The sequence below is a fragment of the Curtobacterium sp. 260 genome, assembly GCF_030803485.1.
Taxonomy (GTDB): Bacteria; Actinomycetota; Actinomycetes; order Actinomycetales; family Microbacteriaceae; genus Curtobacterium.
Genome location: NZ_JAURUY010000001.1, coordinates 297,452 through 318,990 on the forward strand (window position 1 = coordinate 297,452; position 21,539 = coordinate 318,990).

The following is a 21,539-nucleotide window of genomic DNA, read 5'->3' on the forward strand; positions in this document are numbered from 1 at the left end:
ACCACGTAGCTCCTGAGGAGAACACCATGGCGAAGAAGTCCAAGGCCTACCAGGCCGCGGCCGCGAAGATCGAGGCCGACAAGTTCTACACCCCGACCGAGGCAGTCGCCCTCGCGAAGGAGACCGGCTCGGCGAAGACCGACTCCACGGTCGAGGTCGCGCTGAAGCTCGGCGTCGACCCGCGCAAGGCCGACCAGATGGTCCGCGGCACGGTCATCCTGCCGCACGGCACGGGCAAGACCGCCCGCGTCATCGTCTTCGCCGTGGGCGCTGCGGCCGAGGCCGCCATCGCCGCCGGTGCCGACGAGGTCGGTGGCGACGAGCTCATCGCGAAGGTGGCCGAGGGCTACACCGCGTTCGACTCCGCCGTCGCGACGCCGGAGCTCATGGGCAAGGTCGGTCGTCTCGGCAAGGTGCTCGGCCCGCGTGGCCTCATGCCCAACCCGAAGACCGGCACCGTGACCCCGAACGTGGCGCAGGCCGTCAACGACATCAAGGGCGGCAAGATCGAGTTCCGCGTCGACAAGCACGCCAACGTGCACTTCGTCGTCGGCAAGGCCTCGTTCACGCCGGAGCAGCTCGACGAGAACATCTCGGCCGCGCTCGAGGAGATCGTCCGCCTCAAGCCGTCCGCGTCGAAGGGCCGCTACATCATGAAGGGCGCCGTCTCGACGACGTTCGGACCGGGCATCCCGCTCGACGTCAACGCCATCTGATCGACTGATCAGGCCAGGAGGACCCGCACCGATCGGTGCGGGTCCTCCTGCGTTCCCGGGGGTCCGACCGGATACCGTGGCCTCGTGCGGACCCTCGTGAACTCCCTCCGGCTCGTCGCCGTGATCGCGGTCGTCGCCGCGGTCCTCGCGCAGTGGCTCGTGACCTCCCGGACGCCGGACTACCTCTTCTGGAACTTCTTCGGCTACTTCACGATCCAGTCGAACATCATCGTCGCGGTGGCCTTCGCACTGACCCTGGTGGCAGCAGCGCGACGGCAGCGCAGCAACCTGCTGCTCACCGGGTTCCGGGGTGCGGCGACGGTGTACATCGCCACGACGGGCGTCGTCTACAACACGCTGCTCGTCGGGGCCTCGGTGTCGAACACGGTGCCGTGGTCGAACGACGTGCTGCACAAGGTGGTCCCGCTGTACGCCGTGCTCGACTGGCTGGTGTTCTCCGACCGGGCGCGGCTGCTCCTCCGGCACGTCTGGTGGTTCCTGGTCTACCCGGCGGTCTGGCTCGTCGTGGTGCTCGTCCGCGGCGCGACCGACGGGTGGGTCCCGTACCCGTTCCTGGACCCTGCGCAGGGTTACGGCGTCGTGGCGCTGTACTGCCTCGGCGTCGCGGTGTCCATCGGGCTCATGGGGATCCTCGTGGTGGGGATGAGCCGGCTGCGTCTGCTGCGGGTCTAGACCCGGAAGGTCCGGAGCTTGTCGAGCACGAGGTCCGCGAGCTGGACGAGCCCGCGGATCTGGTCGTCGTCGCGGTCCACCCACCGGCACTCGGGTTCGTCGGCGACGGGCACGAAGTCGTCGTGGCGCTCCCACACGAACAGGGTGCGGTCGGCTCCCAGGACGTACTGCTGCCACCAGACCTGGCGCAGGTAGTGCCGGGGGATGCTCCGCCAGCCCTTGCCCGTTGTCTTGATCTCGGCGAGCACGAGTCGGTCCGACGCGTCGTGGCCGACGCCGTCGGGGGTCGCCAGGTGCGCACGGTTCGTGCTCGCGTGGAAGAGGTGGGCCGACGGCTCGATGCCGTGCGTGGCCGCGACCCAGGCGGCGATCACGGGCTCACGGTCCTTGCCGTGCTCGGTCCAGGCGTTGCCCGAGAACCGGGAGCCGTACCGCTTCTCGGCGACGACGGTCTCGACCGCGCGCAGCGACGCGAGCCGTGCGACGTCGGTCGCGGTGATGCCCATCGCGCGGGCGCGGAGCCATGCCACCCGGTCGGACGAGTGCGCGACGATCCGCTCGGTGTGCCCGCGGAGCGCGGTGAACGCATCGTGGCCACCGGGCGCGGACCGCGGGCCCGCGGCAGGACGACCGACGGGAGCAGCGTCGCGTGCAGCCGACCGCACGGCGGACGTGGCCGGCGCGGCGGAGGCGGGGAGGGCCTCCAGACCGGGGTCCAGGTCGCCCCACAGGGTGGGCTGCACGATCGTCACCGGACGATTGTCACCCCGCGGGCCGACACGGCGCGAACCGACGCGCGCGGCGTCCGCCCTCAGGAGACGAGCTGACGGCCCTCGGCGGGGGCGACGAGCTCGTCGACGCCGGCGGGGGAGAGCGCGTAGTCGAGGGCGAGCACGGCTGCGCCCTGCAGGGCGGCGACGGAGCCCGCACGGGACTGCGCGATCACGAGGTGCTCGGTGGCGAGGGGCATCGAGCGGGCGTAGACGACCTCGCGGACACCGGCGAGCAGGTGCTCCCCGGCACGGGTGATGGAGCCGCCGAGCGTGATCACGGACGGGTTGACGAGCGAGACACAGGTCGCGAGGACCTCGCCGATGTCCCGGCCGGCCTGTCGGACGGCCCCGATCGCGTCGAGCTCCGAACGGTTCACCAGGTCGATGACGTCGCCGCTGGTGTGCACGTCGTGGCCCTTCGCCCGCAGGGCGCGGGCGATGGCCGGGCCGGAGGCGACGGCCTCGAGGCAGCCGGTGTTGCCGCAGTGGCACGGCACGTCGCCCGCGCGGGACACGCGCACGTGACCGATGTCGCCCGCGGTGCCCTGCGCGCCCCGGCGGAGCTGCCCGTCGGAGACGATGCCCGAGCCGATACCGGTCGCGACCTTCACGAACAACAGGTGGTCCAGGTCCGGCCAGCCGTACGCCCGTTCACCGAGCGCGGCGATGTTCACGTCGTTGTCGACCAGCACGTGCGCGGCGACGTGGCCGCGCAACCAGCCGGGGACGTCGAAGCCGTCCCAGCCCGGCATGATCGGCGGGTTCGCCGGGCGCCCGGTGGAGAACTCGACCGGGCCGGGGACGCCGATGCCGATCGCGACGACGTCGTCGCGCCGCCGACCGACCTCGTCGAGCAGTTCGTCGACGGTCTCGACCAGCCACGTGAGGGTGGGGACCGGGCCGGCGGCGATGTCGATCGCGGCCTCCCGCGTCGCGAGCGGGGCCCCGACGAGGTCGGTCACGGCGACCCGCCCGTGCGAGGCACCGAGGTCGGCGGCCACGACGAGGCGTGCGCGCGGGACGAGGGCGACCTGGGCGGGCGGACGGCCGCCGGTCGACGCGGCGGTCTCCACGGGGCCCACGAGCCCCACGTCGACGAGGGCGTCCAGGCGCACGGCGATCGTCGAGCGCGCGAGTCCCGTCAGGGCGGCGAGCTCCGCCCGGGTCCGCGGCACACCGTCGCGGAGGATCTGGAAGAGTTCGCTCGCTCCGACCGGCGGCGACGCTGCCGTCCGGGTGAAGTCGATCATGTCGGGAGTGAAGCACACATCGAACGCGCCACGCAACGAAGACTGTCGAGGACTTCGCAACTTCTGCTTGACCGCCGACAGAAGCGGCCATAGTGTGACGCTCGATCACTGACGATCCACCATCTCGACGAGGAGAACCCCTGGTGACACAACCCCTGTCGGTCCAGCTCTACACGGTGCGGGACGCCCTCTCGACGGACCTGCCGGGCACGCTCCAGCGCATCGCGTCCATCGGTTACACGAACGTCGAGGCCTTCGGCTTCGTCGACCGCGCCGAGGAACTGCGCGACGCCCTGGCGGCCGCTGGCCTGCAGGCACCGAGCGGCCACGCCCGTCTGCTGGACGCCGGGGAGCAGGACCTCGAGCGCATCCTCCACGCCAGCGTCACCGTCGGGCTGGGGACGCTCATCGACCCGCACATCGACGAGGCCCGCTGGACGACCCGCGAGGACGTCGAGGCCGTCGCCCGCGAACTCAGCGCACTGGCTCCCCGCGCCGCCGACCACGGACTCGTGCTCGGCTACCACAACCACGCGTTCGAGTTCTCGAACCGCATCGACGGCGTGAGCGCCTACGAGGTCTTCGCCGACGCGCTGTCCGACGACGTCGTCCTCGAGCTCGACACCTACTGGGTGACGGTCGGTGGCGACGACCCGGTCGCGATCCTCGGCAAGTACGGCGACAAGGTGCAGTTCCTGCACGTCAAGGACGGCGACGGCTCGCACGACGACGAGAAGCAGGTCGCGGTGGGCAACGGCGTCATGCCGATCCGCGACATCGTCGCCGCGGCGCCGGACGCCCAGCACGTCGTCGAGCTCGACGGCCACGAGGGCGACGTGTTCCAGGCCGTCGCCGACTCGTACACGTTCCTGCAGGGGGTCCGCGCATGACCGACACGACGACCGCGGCGGGCGCGCAGCAGTCCGACGACGCCGCGCACCGCACCGGCCCGGTCGGGGTCGGCGTCATCGGGGCCGGGGTCATCTCCGACCAGTACCTGTCGAACCTCACGGTCTTCCCCGACGTCGAGGTCCGGTTCATCGCCGACATCGACGAGGCACGTGCCGCCGCCCAGGCCGAGAAGTGGGGCGTCGCCGGATCCGGCTCGGTGGAGCAGCTCCTCGCCGACGACGACGTCGAGATCGTCGTGAACCTGACCATCCCGGCCGCGCACGTCGAGGTCGCCCTCCGCGCCCTCGCCGCGGGCAAGCACGTCTGGGGCGAGAAGCCCTACGCGCTCGACCGTTCCAGCGCGGCCGAGCTCCGGGACGCGGCGCGCGCCGCCGGCAGGACCGTCAGCGTCGCGCCGGACACGTTCCTCGGCGCCGGACTGCAGACCGCCCTCCGGACGATCCGCGACGGTCGGATCGGCACACCGCTCAACGGTCTGACGCTCTTCCAGAGCCCCGGCCCGGAGTCGTGGCACCCGAGCCCCGAGTTCCTCTTCGCGGACGGCGCCGGCCCGCTGTTCGACATCGGCCCGTACTACATCACCACCCTGGTGCAGGCGTTCGGACCCGTCGCGAAGGTCACCGCCACCGCCTCGAAGTCCCGTGCCACCCGCACGATCGGCTCGGGTCCGAAGGCCGGGACGGAGTTCCCCGTCGACGTGCCGACGAACCACTCGGCGCTGATCCAGTTCGAGGACGGCGGGAGCGCGCAGAGCGTGTTCTCGTTCGAGTCCGACCGTGGCCGCACCGGCTTCGTCGAGATCGCGGGGGAGACGGGGACCGTCGTGTTCCCGGACCCGAACGACTTCGACGGCGACACCGAGCTGTACGTGCTCGGCGCCGACGAGCCCGAGACGATCCCCGCCGTCGGGTCCACCTACTCGCGGGGGACGGGCGTGGTCGACCTGGCCCGCTCCCTCCGTGCGGGTGAGGAGAACCGGGTCCCCGGCGACCTCGCCTTCCACGTCCTCGACGTGATGGTCTCCATCGCCGAGGCGGCAGAACGTGGTGAGACGGTGCTCGTGGAGAGCACCGTCGCACCCTCCCCGACCCTCCCCGAGGGCTGGGACCCCGCGGAGTCGACCCTGTCCTGACCGGACGCGCCGGCGTCCGTCCGCGGACGACGGCACACCCGGGCAGGGCATCGGGACGACCCCGCACGCCGGTGACGGCGACGTCGACCGGCACGCACACAGCAGCACCCGACACGTACACCCCTTCGCACCATCTCAACGACGAGAAAGTAGAGAGTCATGCGCACTGCCATCCGCGCACTGGCCATCACCGCGGCCGCGGCACTCACCGTGACCGGCCTGGCGGCCTGCTCCTCCGGGTCGTCCGGTTCCTCCGGCGACTCGAAGACGCTCACGTACTGGGCGTCCAACCAGGGCACGTCCCTGCAGAACGACAAGGAGGTGCTCACCCCCGTCCTCGAGAAGTTCACCAAGGAGACCGGGATCAAGGTGGACCTCCAGGTCATCGGCTGGAACGACCTGCAGACGAAGATCACCACCGCCGTCACCTCGGGCCAGGGCCCGGACGTGGTCAACATCGGCAACACCTGGGCGACGTCGCTCCAGGCCACCGGCGCCTTCCAGGAGTTCGGTGACTCGGAGATGGAGGCGATCGGCGGTGCCGACAAGTTCGGCAAGGTCGCGCTGTCCACCGGTGGTGCTCCGGGCAAGACCGTCACGAGCGTCCCGCTCTACGGCCTCGCCTACGGCCTGTACTACAACAAGCAGATGTTCAAGGACGCCGGCCTCGAGGCACCCACCACGTGGGAGGAGCTGACCGCCGACGCGAAGAAGCTCACCACCGACGGCAAGTACGGCTTCACCATCGCCGGTGGCTCGTACACCGAGAACGCGCACTTCGCCTTCATCAACTCGGCGCAGAACGGCGGCGAGTGGTTCGACGAGGACGGCAACCCGACCTTCACCCAGAAGGCGAACGTCGACGGCATCAAGCGCTACCTCGACCTGATGCAGTCCGACAAGGCGGTCAACACCTCGAACGCGCAGTACGACAACGGCACGCAGGCGGTGTCGGACTTCGCGAACAAGAAGGCCGCGATGATGCTGACGCAGAACAACGCCAACGCCACGATCACGTCGAACGGCATGTCCGCCGACGACTTCGGCGTGGTGCCCTTCCCGGCACCCGAGGGTGCGAAGGACATCGCCTCCTTCCCCGCCGGCATCAACCTGTCGATCTTCAAGAACACGAAGAACAAGGACGGTGCGCTGAAGTTCGTCAAGTACATGACGAGCGAGGACACCCAGACGACGCTCGACAAGCCGTACTCGGCCCTGCCGGTGCTCGCCTCGGCTGCCGACTCGGTCTCCGACGAGCAGACGAAGACGTTCCTCGACATCTACAACAACAAGGCGAAGCCGCTCCCGCTGGTGCCCGCCGAGGACCAGTTCGAGTCGACCGTCGGCAAGGCGATGAACGACATGTTCGCCAAGATCGCGACCGGCGGCACGGTGTCCGACAGCGACATCAAGACGGCCCTGCAGACCGCGCAGGACCAGGTCTCGCAGTCGGTCGGCTAGTCGGCCGGGAGGCCCGGGGTGCGTCCGCAGGACGCGACCCGGGCCTCGCCCCTCCACACCCGGCCCCGCGCCGGGAGTGAGCGCATCGGCTCACGCACGCCGCGCCTCCCGTCCGCTGCCACGGACCCGCGCGAAGCACCGATCCCCCTCCTGCCGGAAGGCCCCCACCCATGACCACCTCGGTCCTGCCCGACTCCGAGCGCATCGACCTGACCCACACGAAGGCACCGACCCTGTCGGGGCCGCAGCCGGGTCGGAAGCCGAAGCGCCACTGGCTGCCGTACGCGCTCGTCGCGCCAGCGGTCCTCTTCGAGCTGCTCATCCACATCGTGCCGATGCTCACCGGCATCTGGATCTCGTTCGTGCAGCTCACCAAGTACTTCATCGCGAACTGGGGAGCCGCGCCCTTCGCCGGGCTGCGGAACTACTCGGTCGCCATCGACTTCGACCAGGCCATCGGCAAGGGCGTCCTCAACTCGTTCCTCATCACCTGCGGCTACACGGTCATCGTCGTCGCGCTGGCGTGGACCTTCGGCATGGCTGCGGCGGTCGCGCTGCAGAAGCCCTTCAAGGGCCGCGGGCTCTTCCGCACGCTCTTCCTCGTGCCGTACGCGCTGCCGATGTACGCCGGCATCATCACCTGGAAGTTCATGTTCCAGCGGGACTCCGGTGCCGTGAACCACGTCCTCGTCGACCAGCTCGGACTCTTCGGTGGGCAGGGACCGTTCTGGCTGATCGGCTCGAACGCGTTCGTCTCGGTCGTCGTCGTCGCGATCTGGAAGACCTGGCCGTTCGCGTTCCTCATGCTCATGGCGGGCCTGCAGTCGGTGCCGAACGACGTGTACGAGGCCGCGTCGGTGGACGGTGCGAAGCCCTTCCGCCAGTGGCGCTCCATCACGCTGCCGATGGTCCGCCCGGTCAACGTGACGCTCGTGCTCGTGATGTTCCTCTGGACGTTCAACGACTTCAACACGCCGTACGTGCTGTTCGGCTCGACCGCGCAGCCGCCGGCCGCCGACCTGCTCAGCTTCCACATCTACAACGCGTCGTTCATCACCTGGAACTTCGGTTCCGGCGCCGCGATGAGCGTGCTGCTCCTCATCTTCCTGCTCATCGTCACGGGCATCTACCTGGCCGTGACCAACCGGAGGTCCGTCCGTGCGTGAAACAATGGGCGCCAAGTCCTTCAAGGTCGTCACGATCGTCCTGTTGACGTTGTTCACGGTCGTCCCGCTCTACGTGATGATCACCACGGCGATGAAGCCGCTCGGCGACGTGCAGGACAACTTCACGTGGATCCCGACCAACATCACCCTCCAGCCGTTCATCGACATGTGGTCGACGGTGCCGCTGGCGAAGTACTTCGTGAACTCGCTCGTGGTCTGCACGATCGCGACGCTGTTCTCGCTGATCATCGCCACGTTCGCCGCGTACGGTGTCTCGCGCTGGAACTTCAAGGGCAAGAGCACCTTCACCACCGCGGTGCTCTCCACCCAGATGTTCCCGGGCGTGCTGTTCCTGCTGCCGCTGTTCCTCATCTTCACGAACCTCGGCAACGCGCTCGGCATCCAGCTCGTCGGGTCGTGGCTCGGCCTGATCATCACCTACCTGACGTTCACACTGCCGTTCTCGATCTGGATGCTGTCCGGGTACTTCGAGACGATCCCGCGGGAGCTCGACGAGGCCGCGATGGTCGACGGCTCCGGCCCGATGGGCGCGCTGTTCCGGGTCATCCTGCCCTCGGCGCGACCCGGGCTCGTCGCGGTCGGCATCTACTCGTTCATGACCGCGTGGGGCGAGGTCCTCTTCGCCTCGGTGATGACGAACGGCGACGGGCAGCTGCTCGCGAACGGTCTGCAGCAGTACTCCACGCAGACGAACGTGTACTGGAACCAGATCATGGCGGCGTCGCTCGTCGTCTCGATCCCGGTCGTGGTGGCGTTCCTCATCGTGCAGCGCCAGTTCGTGGCCGGTCTGACCGCGGGTGCGGTGAAGTAGGCGCTCCCGGCTGCCCCGGCCGGGCCCGGCTGGCGGGCCCGACTGGCCTACCCGAGACTCGGCTCGACGGACAGTTTCGCGGGACTTCGCCCGTGGAACTGTCCGCCGGGCCGAGTCTCGTCGGTGCGTGGTCCGATGCGACAGGATGGACAGATGACGGGGAAGCGAGGACGGCAGCTGCTGCCGGGGCAGAGCAGCCGGGTGCACGTGTACGACGTCGAGACCCGGACGTCGAGGCTCGTGTTCTCGTCGGACCGGGTGCTCGTCGAGGCGCCGAACGTGCGCGACGACGGCACGCTCGTGCTGAACGGCGACGGGGACCTCTGGCTCCTGACCCCGCCGGCGGCGGGCAGCGACACGGTGCTCGACGAGACCGCCCTCGTCCGCGTGCCGATGCCGGGCATCGACGAGATCAACAACGACCACGTGCTCGACCCCGGCGACGACTCCGTGGTGGTGAGCGCCCGCGACGGCGAGCTGTACCGGGTCCCGTTGCCCGAGGGCGGGTCGGCGGCACGCATCACCGACACCGCCGCGGTGCTGCCGGTGGTCCGGAAGTACTACCTGCACGGCATCGCGCCCGACGGCTCGACCCTCGCGGCGATCGTGGGGGAGCGCACGCCGGACGGGGTCTGGACGACCGACGTCGCCCTCGTCGACGCAGTGTCCGGCGACACCACCTTCCTCACGCGGGACCCCCACCCCGACGACGGGAGCGCGATCACGCCGGACGGCGCCACCGTCCTGTTCAACACCGAGCGGTTCACGCCGGGCACCGCGCAGCTCGCGTCGCTCCGGCTCGGGGCCGACGGCGCTGCGGGCGACGGCGGTGCGGGCGGTCCCGTGCAGATCACCGCCGACGACCGCGTGAACTGGTTCCCGCACCTGTCCCCGGACGGCGCGCACCTGCTCTACCTGTCGTACGAGCCCGGCGTGCAGGGGCACCCCGCCGACCACCGGGTCGAGCTGCGGCTGCTGCCCGGGGTCCTGGCCCGGGGCGCGCGGATCGCCGTCGTGCCCGAGACCCTCGTCGCGCTCGACGGCGGCCAGGGCACGGTCAACGTCCCGCCGTGGTCGCCCGACTCGCGCTGGTTCGCGTACTGCGACTACTCCGTCTCCTGAGCGCGTCGGGCCGTCCCACGGGAGGGGCGGGCGGGGTCCGGAGGGGCGGGTCAGCCGGCGTCGCCGTAGGTGCGACGGAGGTGCTCCGCGTACCCACCGGGGGTCCGGCCGGCGAAGCGTCCGCTCGTGACCACCGGGAGCTCGGTCGTCGCCCGGACGTCGAGGCCGAGTGCCCGTGCCCGGTCCACCAGTCGGACGTCCTCGTGCTCGGGCACGGGGTCGAAGCCGCCCAACGCGGTGTCGGCGTCCGCCCGCACGCCGAGGTTCGCGCCGTGCACGTGCCCGAGGGTCGCCCCGGGCGGGTGTGCCGCCCGCCAGCGGTCGAGCACCGCGGGGTCGAGGTCGTCCGGGTCGGGGACGACCGCGCCGACGAGCACGTGCGCCCCGGCGAGCAGGGCGTCCACCTGCTGCACGAGCCAGTCCGGGTGGACGCGCGAGTCGGCGTCGGTGTGCGCGAACCAGTGCCGGCCGGGCGGGGTCGCCCGGGCGAGGGTCCTCGCGTGCGCGGTGCCGAGTGCCCGCGCGCGACCCACGCCGACGCGCGACGAGGTCCTGACGTGCAGGCGACCCGTCCGCCACACGGGGTCCGCCTGCCGCGCCGTCTCGACGATGCCGGCCGTGCCGTCCGTGCAGCCGTCGAGGACGAGCGTCACGGAGGCCCGGGTCGACGGGTGCGCGTCGTGGAGTGACGTGACGGCGGTCGCCAGTGCGTCGAGGGCGGCGCGGACGGAGGTCTCCTCGTCGTGCACCGGGACGACGACGTCGATGCGGGTGGCGCTCACCGGACGAGCCCCTCGGCCCGGGCGACCGAGGTGACGGCGGGTCCCGGCAGCACACTGAGCACGAAGTCCTCCTCGACGTGGCGGACGAGTGCGGGCCGCGGCCAGCGGGCGGCCAGCCGCGCGTCCACCGTGTCGCCGTCGGTCACCGCGTCGTCGTCCGGGTGGCGCCAGTGGCAGGCGACGAGCACGCCGTCGTCGTCGAGCGTCTCGAGCACCCGGTCGACGGTGCGGTCGAGGTCGTCCGGTGACAGGTAGTAGCCGACCTCGGAGAGCACCACCAGGTCCCACCGACCGTCCGGCCACTCGGCGGGGAACGCGGCGGTCTCGAACCGGGCGCCCGGTGCCCGTCGCTCCGCCCGCTCGATCGCGGCGGCAGCGACGTCCGTGCCGAGGACCGCGTCCGCGCGCTCGGTGAGGGCCGCGGTGAGCACGCCGGTCGCGCAGCCGAGCTCGAGCGCCGACCGGAAGCGGGGGCGGGGGAGTGCGGCCAGGGTGACGGCGCGCTTCCGTTGCTCGTACCAGGAGCCGTCGAAGTCCCACCCCTCGGGCTTCCGCGCGTAGTGCGCGTCGAAGGAGTCCCCGGAGCGCGACCGCACCGGCGCGAACAGCCACTCCTCGATCCGCAGGTGGTGCGCCGCGTGGCGGTCGTCGACGATCGCCTCGTCCCCAGGCGCTGCCGACAGCGGCAGCGTCTGCGACGGGTAGGCGGCCAGCGCCCGGGCCTTCCGGTCACGGACGTCAGCGTCGAGGGTGAGCGCGCGGGCCCGGTCCCACGGAGCGGTCGGAGCAGCCGGGTCGTCCCAGTGCCAGGCCCACACCGGGTACGCGAGCAGGTCGGTGCCCGGCGTCGCGTCGACCACCTGCTCCGCGACCTCGCCGGCGATCCGGTGGTCGCGGTGGCCGTCCCCGCGCCAGGGCGCGACGACGAGCGTCGGGCGCGGCCCCCCGGCGAGGCGGTGCTCGAGTGCGGCGCGCAGCACGTCGACGTGTTCCCGCACCGCGCCGTCGGGCACGTCGAGCTCGGTCGCGCCGGCCGTCGGGTGCAGCACGCGCAGCGCGGCCCGGAACTCGGCGGCCCGACGGGGCGCGAGCTCCGCGGGTGTCACCGTGGGGGAGTCCGGGTGCGAGCGCTCGCCGCGGGTGACGAGCAGCACGTGGACGGGGATGCCGGCGTCCGCGGCCGTCGCGATCAGGCCACCGGCGCCGAGGGTCTCGTCGTCGGGGTGCGGCGCGACGACGACCACCGAGCCGACACCGTGCAGGTCGACCGGCACCGCGGGCACCGAGCGGAGGAACGCCGTCCACGCCGCGGGATCGGTCCCGGGTTCGCGGTGGTCGAAGCTCACCACGCGACACCGCCGCGTTCGGTGACGATGCGTCCGACCCGGGCGAGGTCGCGCTCCCCGTGGTCCTGCAGCACGTAGAGCCCGAGGTCGGCGACCCGTGCGGCGACCGCGGGGTCGCTCGTCAGCGGGGCGGGGCCGAGCGTCGCGACGACGCGCTGCGACACGGCGTCGACCGCGCGACGGACCCGCGACCGCGTGACCTGCGCCACGAGCGACCAGTCGGTGTCGTCGTCCGACCCGGCTGCGTCGATCCGGGCGGCGGCGGTCGCCAGGGCGTCCTCGGCGTCGGCGAGGTCGAGGACCGTCGCGCCGAGCGCTGCCCGGAGCAGCTCGGCGTCGGGTCGGCCCGCTGCGGCGGACCGCAGCAGCCGGGCGAGCCCGACGGCTCCGCCCCACCAGCAGGCCGCGACGCCGATGCCGCCCCAGGCGAAGCCCGGGCGGGTGAGGTACCAGCCGGGCGCGCCGACCGCGGTCGCCCGGACGCCGGCACAGTCGACCGGGCCGCTCGGGACGTCGGGCATCCCGCGCGCGACCCAGGCCTCGTCGTGCGCCGTGACACCCTCCTGTCGCAGGTCGACCGCGAACAGCTGCCGGTCGTCACCGACGTGCGCGGTGACGAGCGCGTGCGAGAGCGTCGACGCGAGCGAGCACCAGGGCTTCGTCCCGTCGAGCCGGACGGCGTCGGGACCGGCGGCGGGGTCAGGGGTCGCGGTGAGCGTCGTCCCCGGTGCCTCGGCCGCGAAGACGCCCCACGTCGAGCCCTCCGGGGCGGCCGAACCGGCCTGGGCGAGGATGCCGAGCGCGTCGAGGTGCGGTTCGACGGTGCGGGCGAGCGCGACGTCGGCGGCGGCGACCGCGGCGAGGGCCGCGAACGCGCCGCCGGCGGATCCTGCGGACAGGGGTGGAGCGGTGTCGGCCAGCCACCGTGCGAAGGCGAGCCGGTCCTGCGGGGACGAGCCGGTCCTCCCGGCCGCCGCCTCGACGTCCGCGGTGTCGACGTCCGTCACGGACGGGGGCCAGGCCGGGGATCGCAGCATGGTGCCGACGCTACGGGCGACCGCCCGGGCGGCTGCTCGGGAAGCGTCGACGAGCCCCGGGACCGGTCGGACGATCCACAGGACGAGGAGGGCAGGCCCACAGACAGCTCATAGGAACCACACCGATCCTCGATGACGTGACGATCTCCCAGCCCGCAGCAGCCCCCCGCCTCACCCGCGCCGACGGCACGCCGTTGCGCATCCTCGTCGTGGACGACGAGGCCAGCCTCACCGACCTGCTGTCGATGGCGCTGCGCTACGAGGGCTGGGACGTCAGGAGCGCGAACGGCGGTCAACAGGCCCTCGCCACGGCCCGTGAGTGGCAGCCCGACGCGATGGTGCTCGACGTGATGATGCCCGACCTCGACGGGTTGCAGGTGCTCGGTCGGCTCCGACAGAACAACGACGACACCCCGGTGCTGTTCCTCACCGCGAAGGACTCCGTCGAGGACCGGGTCACCGGGTTGACCGCCGGCGGCGACGACTACGTGACCAAGCCGTTCTCCCTCGAGGAGGTCGTGGCGCGCCTCCGTGGGCTCATCCGTCGCTCGCAGATCTCGGTGTCCGAGGCCGGTGACTCCCGCATCGTCGTCGGCGACCTGGTGCTCGACGAGGAGTCGTACGAGGTGTCCCGTGCCGGTCGATCCATCGAGCTCACGGCGACCGAGTTCGAGCTGCTCCGCTTCCTCATGCGCAACCCCCGGCGGGTGCTCTCCAAGGCGCAGATCCTGGACCGGGTGTGGTCGTACGACTTCGGCGGCAAGAGCTCCGTCGTGGAGATCTACATCTCCTACCTGCGCAAGAAGATCGACGCCGGCGAGACCCCGATGATCCACACGGTGCGCGGCGTCGGGTACGTCATCAAGCCGACCTCGTGACGCTCCGACGACGGCTCGTCCTGAGCATCGTCGCGATCGTCGTCGCGCTCAGCACGGTGATCGGGGCGGGCAGCATCATCGCGCTGTTCTCGATCCAGCGTGCGGCGATCGACGAGCAGCTCTCGTTCGCGACGACGCGCGCCCAGCGGTCGGTCGAGCAGCAGGGACCGGGCGGCCCCGGGCTCGAGATCGGTCGACCGAGCGGGCAGTCGGCCGGCACGTTGACGGCCTACTTCCTGAACGGCAACGCCGTCGTCGGCAGCGTGCTCGACAACGCCGGCGACGTCGACCGGCTGGCGTCCTCCGCCGTGCGGCCGCTCGGGGACGTCACCGTCGACGGCTCGGCCCAGACCGTCGACCTGGGCACCGACCTCGGCCGCTACCGGGTCACCGCGGTGTCGCTCGGATCCGCGGTCCTCGTCGTCGGCCTGCCGATGGCGCCCGTGTACGAGAGCGTCTGGAAGCTCTTCGGCGTGGTGCTCGTGGTCACCGCACTCGCCCTGCTCGCAGCGACCGGGGTCGCCGCGGTCGTGGTGCGCCGCTCGCTCCGCCCGCTCGAGCGCGTGGCCGAGACCGCGTCGTCCGTCGCCCGGATGGCGCTCGAACGGAGCGACGCACTCGACGGCGTCCGCGTCCCCGACACCGACCCACGGACGGAGGTCGGCCGGGTCGGGACCGCCTTCAACCGCATGCTCGGACACATCGCGGGCGCCATGCAGGCCCGGGAGCGCTCGGAGCAGAAGGTCCGGCAGTTCGTCGCCGACGCCTCGCACGAGCTCCGCACCCCGCTCGCGTCGGTCCGCGGGTACGCCGAGCTGACCCGACGGATGGGCGCGGACCTGCCGCCGGACGTCGTGTACGCCATGAGCCGGATCGAGTCGGAGTCGGAGCGCATGACGAGCATGGTCGAGGACCTGCTCCTGCTCGCCCGCCTCGATGAGGGCCGCGAGGTCCAGTTCGCCGACGTCGACCTGACCGGTCTGGTGCTCGACGCGGTGAACGACGCCCACGCCGCGTCGCCGGACCACGTCATCGCGGTGGACGTGCCGGACGAACCCGTGGTCGTGCCCGGTGATGCCGCCCGACTCCACCAGGTGGTCGTGAACCTCGTGACGAACGCGCGGACGCACACCCCGGAGGGGACCCGCATCACGGTCGGCATCGCACCCGTGGCGGGCGGCGTCGACCTGACCGTGCGCGACGACGGGCAGGGCATCGACCCGGAGTTCCTGCCGAAGCTGTTCGAACGGTTCGCCCGGGCAGACAGCTCGCGGTCGCGGAGCGCCGGGTCGACCGGTCTCGGCCTGGCCATCGTCGACGCGGTCGTGCAGGCGCACGGCGGCAGCGTCGCGGTCACGAGCCGACCCGGCGACACGGTGTTCACGGTGCACCTGCCGGCCACGCGGCCGGCGGTCGCGTCCGGCACGGTGACGCCGACCGCCTGACGGTCTGGAGGAACGGGGCGGCGCCGCCCCGCGCCTCCCGTCCGGCGCTTGGTCACCGTCCGATCCTGTGGTACCTTCGTCGAAGCCAAAGACCGCCGGTCGTCTGTGCGCTCGCGCACAGACCGAAGGTCCTCACTCGTGGGGCAGCCAGCGCAGGTGTTCAGATCCACTCCTCCCGTTCGCGGGGGAGCAGCTCCGAGCCTCTGCGCCGGAGCTTTTTTCGTGTGGTGACCAGGGGCTAGCCGGCAAGAACCCCAAGGAGAACCATGGCGAACAAGGAAGCTGCGGTCGCCGAGCTCACGGAAGCATTCCAGAGCTCGAACGCCGTTCTGCTCACCGAGTACCGCGGTCTCACGGTGGCGCAGCTCAAGGAGCTCCGCAACTCGATCCGTGAGCACGCCACGTACGCCGTGGTGAAGAACACGCTGACCAAGATCGCGGCGAACAACTCCGGCATCACCTCGTTCGACGACGAGCTCGCCGGTCCGTCCGCTCTCGCCTTCGTCCACGGTGACACCGTCGCCGTCGCGAAGTCGCTGCGTGCATTCGCCAAGGCGAACCCTCAGCTCGTGGTCAAGGGCGGTTACTTCGACGGTAACCCGCTCACCGCGACCGAGGTGGACAAGCTCGCTGACCTCGAGTCCCGCGAAGTGCTGCTCGGCAAGCTCGCCGGCGCCTTCAAGGCCTCGCTGTTCGGTGCTGCGTACCTGTTCCAAGCACCCCTCTCGCAGGCCGTCCGCACCGTGGACGCCCTCCGCGAGAAGCAGGAGTCCGCGGCCTGACCAGGCACGCGTTCATCAACCACACGTACTAGCTAGTAGTAGGAGAAAATCATGGCGAAGCTTTCGCAGGACGAGCTCATCGAGGCCTTCAAGGAGCTCACGCTCATCGAGCTCTCGGACTTCGTGAAGAAGTTCGAGGAGGTCTTCGAGGTCACCGCTGCTGCCCCCGTCGCGGTCGCCGCGGCCGGTGGCGCTGCTGCCCCCGCCGAGGAGGTCGAGGAGAAGACCGAGTTCGACGTCGTGCTCAAGTCGGCCGGTGACAAGAAGATCCAGGTCATCAAGGAGGTCCGTGGCCTCACGTCGCTCGGCCTGGGCGAGGCCAAGGCGCTCGTCGAGACCGCCGACGCCAAGATCCTCGAGGGCGTCAACAAGGAGACGGCCGACAAGGCGAAGGAGGCCCTCGAGGCCGCCGGCGCCACGATCGAGCTCGCGTAAGTACTGCGTACTGCTCTTCGCGAAGGCCGCTGCCCCTCGGGGTGGCGGCCTTCGTCGTGCGCGGGGCGCGCTGCCGGCGGCCGGGCGGTCCGGCGGTCCGGCGGTCCGCGTCGCGAGACTCGGCTTCGCGGACACATTCGTGGTTCACGTGCCGCGAAGTCGTCCGCGGGGCCGAGTCTCGTCTCACAGCACCAGCCCGTGCGCCCGGAAGAGGCCCTGGAAACGATCCAGTCGTTCCAGGTGCCACCACGTCACGCGGATGACGGTCCGCACCTCGCTCCGCTGTCGGAGTCGGTCCTCCCGGCGCTTCTCCGCCCAGGCGACCTCACCCGGGTCCCTGCCCGCGAGCATCATCGGGTCGGTGTACTTGACCTTCCCGTCGAACTCGATGACCGTCCCGCTGTCCGGGAGCCAGAAGTCGACGCGGTCGACGACGTGGTCGTGGCGGAACTCGTGCTGCGGTACCACCCGGTCGATGCCGCTCTCGACCAGCCGGACGGCCGTGTAGGACTCACCGACGGTCTCGTGCCGAGCGTCGAGCGCCCGCAGCACGGTCTGCGCTCGTCGAGATCCGCGCGCAGGGCCGGCCGGGAGTGCTGTGGCGAGCTCGGACGGTGTCAGCGCACCGGCGCGCACCGCCCCGTCGATCGCCACGGCAGCCACGTGCACGGGCATCGAGGTCGCGACCGTCGATGCCGTGGTCACCAGGTCCGTGACCGGGAAACCATCGAGGCGGGCCGGGGCCAGCCGCACCTGCGCGCCACCGGTCGCGTGGAGGACGAGGCCGGCCCGGTGGACGGTGCGCTCGGCCCCCGGAACCGTCACGTGGACGCGCTCGGGCGCCGGGCCGACCAGGGGCCAGCCGTGCACGAGTGCCGCGGACACGTGGGAGAACGCAGCTCCGGTGGGTACGACCGGCGCGACCGCCCAGATGCGGACGAGGTGCCGGTCGGCTTGATCGAGCTCGACCCAGGACGTGCGAGCCAGGTACGTGCCGGCGCGGAGCCGGACGAGGAGGCCAGCGCGGTGTTGTCGGCGGAGGGTCCGCGCGCGTGAGTCGTCACCGTCGGCGCGCAGCAGGGTGGGTCGTTCTCGGTGGTGTCGCACACCTCCACTGTCAGGCTCCCACTGCGGAACAGGCGGCAGGGGAGGCGATCTGTGGGTCCTGCTGTGTTCGTGGCGACGTGTGGATGGAGCGTGAGACTCGCCCCTGCGGACACGTTCGTGGGTGCTCGAGTGCGAAAGTGTCCGCGGGGCCGAGTCTCGGGGCACGGGCGCGCGCGGTCGGTCGGGCGGGCGGTCGCGGGCGCGGGCGCGGGCGCGTCAGCGCAGGGTGCTGCGGCGGCGGCCGTAGGCCAGGTAGAGCACCGCGCCGGCGAGCATCCACAGGCCGAACGCGATCCATGTGCCGGCGCCGAGGAAGACCGCGAGGAGCACGCAGCAGAGCGTGCCGAGGACCGGGACGACCGGGAACAGCGGGACCCGGTACGACCGCTCGAGCTCCGGGCGGGTGCGTCGGAGCACGATCACGGAGACGTTGACGAGGGCGAAGGCCACCAGGGTGCCGATGCTCGTCGCGTCGGCCAGCTCGCCGAGGGGGACGAGCGCTGCGCCGACGGCGACGACGACACCCACGATGAGCGTGTTCGGCACGGGGGTGCCCGTCCGGGGCGAGACCCGACCGAACACCGGCGGCACCATGCCGTCGCGCGCCATGGTCAGCAGGATGCGGGTCTGGCCGTAGAGCACCGTGAGCACCACGCTCGCGATGGCGATCACCGCGCCGATCGAGAAGACGAGCGCGACGACCGGCTGCCCGGTGACGTCGACCACGATGCGGACGAGCGAGGCCTCGTCGGACGAGAACGACGTCCACGGGCGGGCACCGATCGCGGCGATCGCGACCAGGATGTACAGCGTCGTGACGATCACGATGGACCCGATGATCGCGCGGGGCAGGTCGCGGCGGGGGTCCTTCGCCTCCTCGCCGGCGGTCGATGCGGCGTCGAAGCCGATGTACGAGAAGAACAACCGCGACGCGGCGGCGGTCACACCGGCGGCCCCCATCGGCGCGAGGGGCGCGAAGTTCTGGGACGAGAAGGCCGTGAACGCGACGACCACGAAGAACACGAGCAGGGCGATCTTCACCACGACCATGAGCGTGTTCACCCAGGCGCTCTCGCGGGCACCGGGCAGCAGCACGGCCATCGCGAGGAGGACGAGCACCGCCGCCGGCAGGTTCACCACACCACCGTCGCCGGGGGGAGCGGCGATCGCGGCCGGCAGGTGCAGCCCGAAGACGCGCAGGGTCTCGTCGACGTACTCGCTGGCGCCGACCGCGACCGCGGCGACCGAGACCGCGTACTCGAGCACGAGGCACCAGCCGCAGACCCAGGCGATGCCCTCGCCCATCGTGGCGTAGGTGTACGAGTAGCTCGACCCCGAGGTCGGCACGGCGCCGGCCATCTCGGCGTACGACAGCGCGGAGAGCAGTGCGGCCACGCCCGCGAGCACGAACGAGATCCAGACGGCCGGACCGGCGAGCGGCACGGCCGTCCCGAGCACGACGAGGATGCCGGTGCCGAGCGTTGCCCCGACGCTGATCATCGTCAGGTGCCAGACGCCGAGCGAGCGGCGGAGCGGCTCGCCGTCGACGCCCGCCGCGGCCTCGGCCTGCAGCTGCTCGATCGGCTTCCGGCGAGCGAGCTGGTGACGGAGGGACGTGGGGCGGGAGGGCGCGGACGTCATGGGACCTCGTGATCGGCGCGGGGAAGGGGACGGACGATGGTCGCACGGCCCCTGAACGGGGTCAAATACGCCCACGGCGGAGCCCGCCGCCCGTGTCCGCCGCCGGGGATACGTTGGTGCCATGAGCATGGGCCACGGGATGCGCGGGGGTGGGCCCCGCGGTGGCGGGCGGATCTCGAGCGGCGACGTCGCCGCGCAGCGGGCCGCCAACGCCGAGGCGCCACGGATCCCGCACCTGCTCCGGCGCATCGCGGGCCTGTTCGTGCCGCACCGCCGCGCGATCGTGGTGACGGTCGTCCTCGTGCTCGTCGGTGCAGCCCTCTCCGTGATCCCGCCGCTCCTCACCCAGCAGGCGTTCGACCGGGGGCTCTTCCCGCCCTCGGGCCGCCCGGACCTGCCCGTGCTCCTCGAGCTCGTCGGCGCGATGATCGCGCTCTGGATCGCGAGCGCCGGCGTCGGGATCTGGCAGACGTACCTGACGGCGACGGTGGGCAACGAGGTCATGGGTGCCATGCGCATGCGGTTGTTCGCGCACCTGCAGCGGATGGAGCTCGCGTTCTTCACGAGGACGAAGACGGGCGTGATCCAGTCGCGCCTGCAGAACGACGTCGGCGGCGTCGCGAGCGTCCTCAACAACACGATCTCGTCGGTGCTCGGCAACACCGTCACGGTGATCGCGGCGGTCGTGGCGATGCTGCTGCTCAGCTGGCAGATGACCCTGGTGGCGGTCGTGCTCCTGCCGCTGCTCGTCATCGCCCAGCGCCGGGTCGGCCAGGTCCGCGCCCGGATCGCCGCGCAGACGCAGGAGTCGCTGTCCGACATGACCGCGATCACCCAGGAGGCCCTGAGCGTCTCCGGCATCCTGCTCGCCAAGAGCTTCACCCAGCAGCGCAGCGAGACCCGGCGCTACGGGGACGAGAACCGCAACCAGATCCAGCTGCAGGTCCGGCAGCAGATGTCCGGGCAGTGGTTCTTCGCCATCGTCCAGGTCTTCCTGTCGATCATCCCCGCGGTCATCTACGTGGTCGCGGCCCTCCTGATCATCGGCGACGTCCCGATCACGGCCGGCACGATCGTCGCGTTCACCACGGTGCAGTCGCGCCTGCTCTTCCCGACCGTCGGACTGCTCCGCGTCGTGCTCGACCTGCAGACGTCCGGCGCGCTGTTCGCGCGGATCTTCGAGTACTTCGACCTGCGGCCGGCCATCACCGATGCCCCCGACGCGCAGCGTGTCGACGCGTCGCGCGTGGGGCACGTCGCGTTCGAGGACGTCTCCTTCACCTACCCGGACGGCGAACCGGACAAGCCGACGCTCCGCGGGGTCTCGTTCGAGCTCGAGCCCGGGCAGTTCGCCGCGTTCGTCGGGCCGTCGGGTGCGGGGAAGACGACCATCTCGTACCTGGTGCCGCGACTGTACGAGGCGTCGTCGGGCACCGTGCGCTTCGCCGGAGCCGACGTGCGCGACCTGGAGCACGAGGACCTGATGCGCCACGTCGGCATCGTGAGCCAGGAGACGTACCTGTTCCACGCCTCCATCGGCGACAACCTGCGGTACGCGAAGCCGGACGCGACCGACGAGGAGCTCGAGCGCGCCGCGCGCGCCGCGAACATCCACGAGACCATCGCCTCGTTCCCGGACGGGTACGACACCGTCGTGGGGGAGCGGGGCTACCGACTGTCCGGCGGCGAGAAGCAGCGCATCGCCATCGCCCGCGTGCTGCTGAAGGACCCACCCGTCCTGGTGCTCGACGAGGCCACGAGCGCGCTCGACTCGATCTCCGAGCACGTCGTGCAGACCGCTCTCGACACCGCGGCAGCCGGGCGCACCACCATCGCCATCGCGCACCGGTTGTCCACGATCCGCGAGGCCGACGTCATCTTCGTGCTCGACCACGGGCGGATCGTCGAGCGGGGCGACCACGACGAACTGCTCGCGCGCGGCGGTGTCTACGCCTCGCTGTTCCACCAGCAGGACCAGACGTCGACATCGTTCGTCGCAACCCAGCCGACGGCCGAGCCGGCCACCTAG

The 21,539-nt window shown here is 71.3% G+C and carries 20 protein-coding genes; 13 read left to right on the forward strand and 7 right to left on the reverse strand.

The genetic code is table 11. The features are described 5' to 3' along the window. Nucleotides 1-26: 26 nt before the first annotated feature. Both rplA and J2X59_RS01470 read left to right on the forward strand, forming a co-directional pair. On the forward strand, nt 27-716 hold the full coding sequence (rplA, locus tag J2X59_RS01465) for a 50S ribosomal protein L1 (protein WP_066655236.1): 690 nt from the start codon (nt 27-29) through the stop codon (nt 714-716). Between the two features lie 84 nt (nt 717-800). Continuing rightward, nucleotides 801-1,409 carry a Pr6Pr family membrane protein gene (locus J2X59_RS01470; protein ID WP_326495442.1) on the forward strand — a complete coding sequence of 203 codons (609 nt, stop codon included), beginning with the start codon at nt 801-803 and terminating at the stop codon, nt 1,407-1,409. Here J2X59_RS01470 and J2X59_RS01475 read toward each other — a convergent pair. Both J2X59_RS01475 and J2X59_RS01480 read right to left on the reverse strand, forming a co-directional pair. Then, nucleotides 1,406-2,161 (reverse strand): YqaJ viral recombinase family protein, encoded by a 756-nt coding sequence (locus J2X59_RS01475; protein ID WP_066655232.1) that lies wholly within the window; start codon nt 2,159-2,161, stop codon nt 1,406-1,408. The two genes, J2X59_RS01470 and J2X59_RS01475, sit on opposite strands and share 4 nt — an antisense overlap. Before the next feature lie 59 nt (nt 2,162-2,220). Continuing rightward, nucleotides 2,221-3,432, reverse strand: coding sequence for an ROK family transcriptional regulator (locus J2X59_RS01480; protein WP_066655230.1), 1,212 nt, complete (start codon nt 3,430-3,432; stop codon nt 2,221-2,223). Between the two features lie 143 nt (nt 3,433-3,575). On the opposite strand from J2X59_RS01480, the gene J2X59_RS01485 reads away from it, so the two are divergent. The 6 genes from J2X59_RS01485 to J2X59_RS01510 all read left to right on the forward strand — a co-directional run bounded on the left by J2X59_RS01485 (nt 3,576) and on the right by J2X59_RS01510 (nt 10,057). After that, nucleotides 3,576-4,322 (forward strand): sugar phosphate isomerase/epimerase family protein, encoded by a 747-nt coding sequence (locus J2X59_RS01485; protein ID WP_326495443.1) that lies wholly within the window; start codon nt 3,576-3,578, stop codon nt 4,320-4,322. Beyond that, on the forward strand, nt 4,319-5,476 hold the full coding sequence (locus J2X59_RS01490; RefSeq protein WP_326495444.1) for a Gfo/Idh/MocA family protein: 1,158 nt from the start codon (nt 4,319-4,321) through the stop codon (nt 5,474-5,476). Before J2X59_RS01485 ends, J2X59_RS01490 begins: the two co-directional genes overlap by 4 nt. A gap of 159 nt (nt 5,477-5,635) precedes the next feature. After that, nucleotides 5,636-6,937: an ABC transporter substrate-binding protein gene (locus J2X59_RS01495; protein ID WP_209685059.1), complete on the forward strand. Its 1,302-nt coding sequence runs from the start codon at nt 5,636-5,638 to the stop codon at nt 6,935-6,937. A gap of 170 nt (nt 6,938-7,107) precedes the next feature. Next, on the forward strand, nt 7,108-8,103 hold the full coding sequence (locus J2X59_RS01500; protein ID WP_200884102.1) for a carbohydrate ABC transporter permease: 996 nt from the start codon (nt 7,108-7,110) through the stop codon (nt 8,101-8,103). 4 nt (nt 8,104-8,107) lie between these two features. After that, nucleotides 8,108-8,935: a carbohydrate ABC transporter permease gene (locus J2X59_RS01505; RefSeq protein ID WP_235426348.1), complete on the forward strand. Its 828-nt coding sequence runs from the start codon at nt 8,108-8,110 to the stop codon at nt 8,933-8,935. Nucleotides 8,936-9,088: 153 nt separating this feature from the next. Continuing rightward, the gene (locus J2X59_RS01510) at nt 9,089-10,057 is read left to right on the forward strand and encodes a TolB family protein (RefSeq protein ID WP_326495445.1); all 969 of its coding nucleotides are present in this window, start codon (nt 9,089-9,091) and stop codon (nt 10,055-10,057) included. A 50-nt stretch (nt 10,058-10,107) separates the two neighbouring features. On the opposite strand, the gene J2X59_RS01515 is transcribed toward J2X59_RS01510, so the two are convergent. From J2X59_RS01515 to J2X59_RS01525, 3 genes are read right to left on the reverse strand one after another with little or no spacing between them, the layout of a single operon-like run. After that, complete coding sequence (locus J2X59_RS01515) at nt 10,108-10,839, reverse strand: glycosyltransferase (RefSeq protein WP_326495446.1); 732 nt, start codon at nt 10,837-10,839, stop codon at nt 10,108-10,110. Then, complete coding sequence (locus tag J2X59_RS01520) at nt 10,836-12,185, reverse strand: bifunctional PIG-L family deacetylase/class I SAM-dependent methyltransferase (protein WP_326495447.1); 1,350 nt, start codon at nt 12,183-12,185, stop codon at nt 10,836-10,838. The genes J2X59_RS01515 and J2X59_RS01520 overlap by 4 nt, the downstream gene beginning before the upstream one ends. Then, nucleotides 12,182-13,222, reverse strand: coding sequence for an acyl-CoA dehydrogenase (locus J2X59_RS01525; protein WP_326495448.1), 1,041 nt, complete (start codon nt 13,220-13,222; stop codon nt 12,182-12,184). Before J2X59_RS01525 ends, J2X59_RS01520 begins: the two co-directional genes overlap by 4 nt. Before the next feature lie 137 nt (nt 13,223-13,359). Here J2X59_RS01525 and J2X59_RS01530 point away from each other — a divergent pair, with 137 nt between their 5' ends. The 4 genes from J2X59_RS01530 (at nt 13,360) to rplL (ending at nt 16,762) form a co-directional block, all read left to right on the forward strand. Further along, entirely contained in the window at nt 13,360-14,100 is a 741-nt protein-coding gene (locus tag J2X59_RS01530; RefSeq protein ID WP_144411339.1) for a response regulator transcription factor, read from the forward strand. Continuing rightward, nucleotides 14,097-15,545, forward strand: a complete 1,449-nt coding sequence (locus J2X59_RS01535; protein WP_326495449.1) for a sensor histidine kinase — start codon at nt 14,097-14,099, stop codon at nt 15,543-15,545. The genes J2X59_RS01530 and J2X59_RS01535 overlap by 4 nt, the downstream gene beginning before the upstream one ends. A gap of 266 nt (nt 15,546-15,811) precedes the next feature. Then, complete coding sequence (gene rplJ / locus J2X59_RS01540; RefSeq protein ID WP_058727460.1) at nt 15,812-16,327, forward strand: 50S ribosomal protein L10; 516 nt, start codon at nt 15,812-15,814, stop codon at nt 16,325-16,327. 51 nt (nt 16,328-16,378) lie between these two features. After that, complete coding sequence (gene rplL / locus J2X59_RS01545; RefSeq protein ID WP_066655204.1) at nt 16,379-16,762, forward strand: 50S ribosomal protein L7/L12; 384 nt, start codon at nt 16,379-16,381, stop codon at nt 16,760-16,762. Between the two features lie 183 nt (nt 16,763-16,945). Here rplL and J2X59_RS01550 read toward each other — a convergent pair whose 3' ends face one another. Continuing rightward, nucleotides 16,946-17,869: a hypothetical protein gene (locus tag J2X59_RS01550; protein ID WP_326495450.1), complete on the reverse strand. Its 924-nt coding sequence runs from the start codon at nt 17,867-17,869 to the stop codon at nt 16,946-16,948. Between the two features lie 216 nt (nt 17,870-18,085). Next, complete coding sequence (locus J2X59_RS01555; protein ID WP_209685069.1) at nt 18,086-19,510, reverse strand: APC family permease; 1,425 nt, start codon at nt 19,508-19,510, stop codon at nt 18,086-18,088. Between the two features lie 127 nt (nt 19,511-19,637). On the opposite strand from J2X59_RS01555, the gene J2X59_RS01560 reads away from it, so the two are divergent. Further along, a complete protein-coding gene (locus tag J2X59_RS01560) occupies nt 19,638-21,539 on the forward strand; it encodes an ABC transporter ATP-binding protein (RefSeq protein WP_326495576.1) in 1,902 nt (633 codons plus the stop codon).

Bases quoted from the DNA above. Each gene is read 5' to 3' on its own strand.
- rplL (WP_066655204.1), top strand. From the start codon at position 16,379: ATGGCGAAGCTTTCGCAGGACGAGCTCATCGAGGCCTTCAAGGAGCTC.
- rplJ (WP_058727460.1), top strand. From the start codon at position 15,812: ATGGCGAACAAGGAAGCTGCGGTCGCCGAGCTCACGGAAGCATTCCAG.
- J2X59_RS01510 (WP_326495445.1), top strand. From the start codon at position 9,089: ATGACGGGGAAGCGAGGACGGCAGCTGCTGCCGGGGCAGAGCAGCCGG.
- J2X59_RS01560 (WP_326495576.1), top strand. From the start codon at position 19,638: ATGGGCCACGGGATGCGCGGGGGTGGGCCCCGCGGTGGCGGGCGGATC.
- J2X59_RS01505 (WP_235426348.1), top strand. From the start codon at position 8,108: ATGGGCGCCAAGTCCTTCAAGGTCGTCACGATCGTCCTGTTGACGTTG.
- rplA (WP_066655236.1), top strand. From the start codon at position 27: ATGGCGAAGAAGTCCAAGGCCTACCAGGCCGCGGCCGCGAAGATCGAG.
- J2X59_RS01525 (WP_326495448.1), bottom strand. From the start codon at position 13,222: ATGCTGCGATCCCCGGCCTGGCCCCCGTCCGTGACGGACGTCGACACC.
- J2X59_RS01495 (WP_209685059.1), top strand. From the start codon at position 5,636: ATGCGCACTGCCATCCGCGCACTGGCCATCACCGCGGCCGCGGCACTC.
- J2X59_RS01500 (WP_200884102.1), top strand. From the start codon at position 7,108: ATGACCACCTCGGTCCTGCCCGACTCCGAGCGCATCGACCTGACCCAC.
- J2X59_RS01480 (WP_066655230.1), bottom strand. From the start codon at position 3,432: ATGATCGACTTCACCCGGACGGCAGCGTCGCCGCCGGTCGGAGCGAGC.
- J2X59_RS01490 (WP_326495444.1), top strand. From the start codon at position 4,319: ATGACCGACACGACGACCGCGGCGGGCGCGCAGCAGTCCGACGACGCC.
- J2X59_RS01555 (WP_209685069.1), bottom strand. From the start codon at position 19,510: ATGACGTCCGCGCCCTCCCGCCCCACGTCCCTCCGTCACCAGCTCGCT.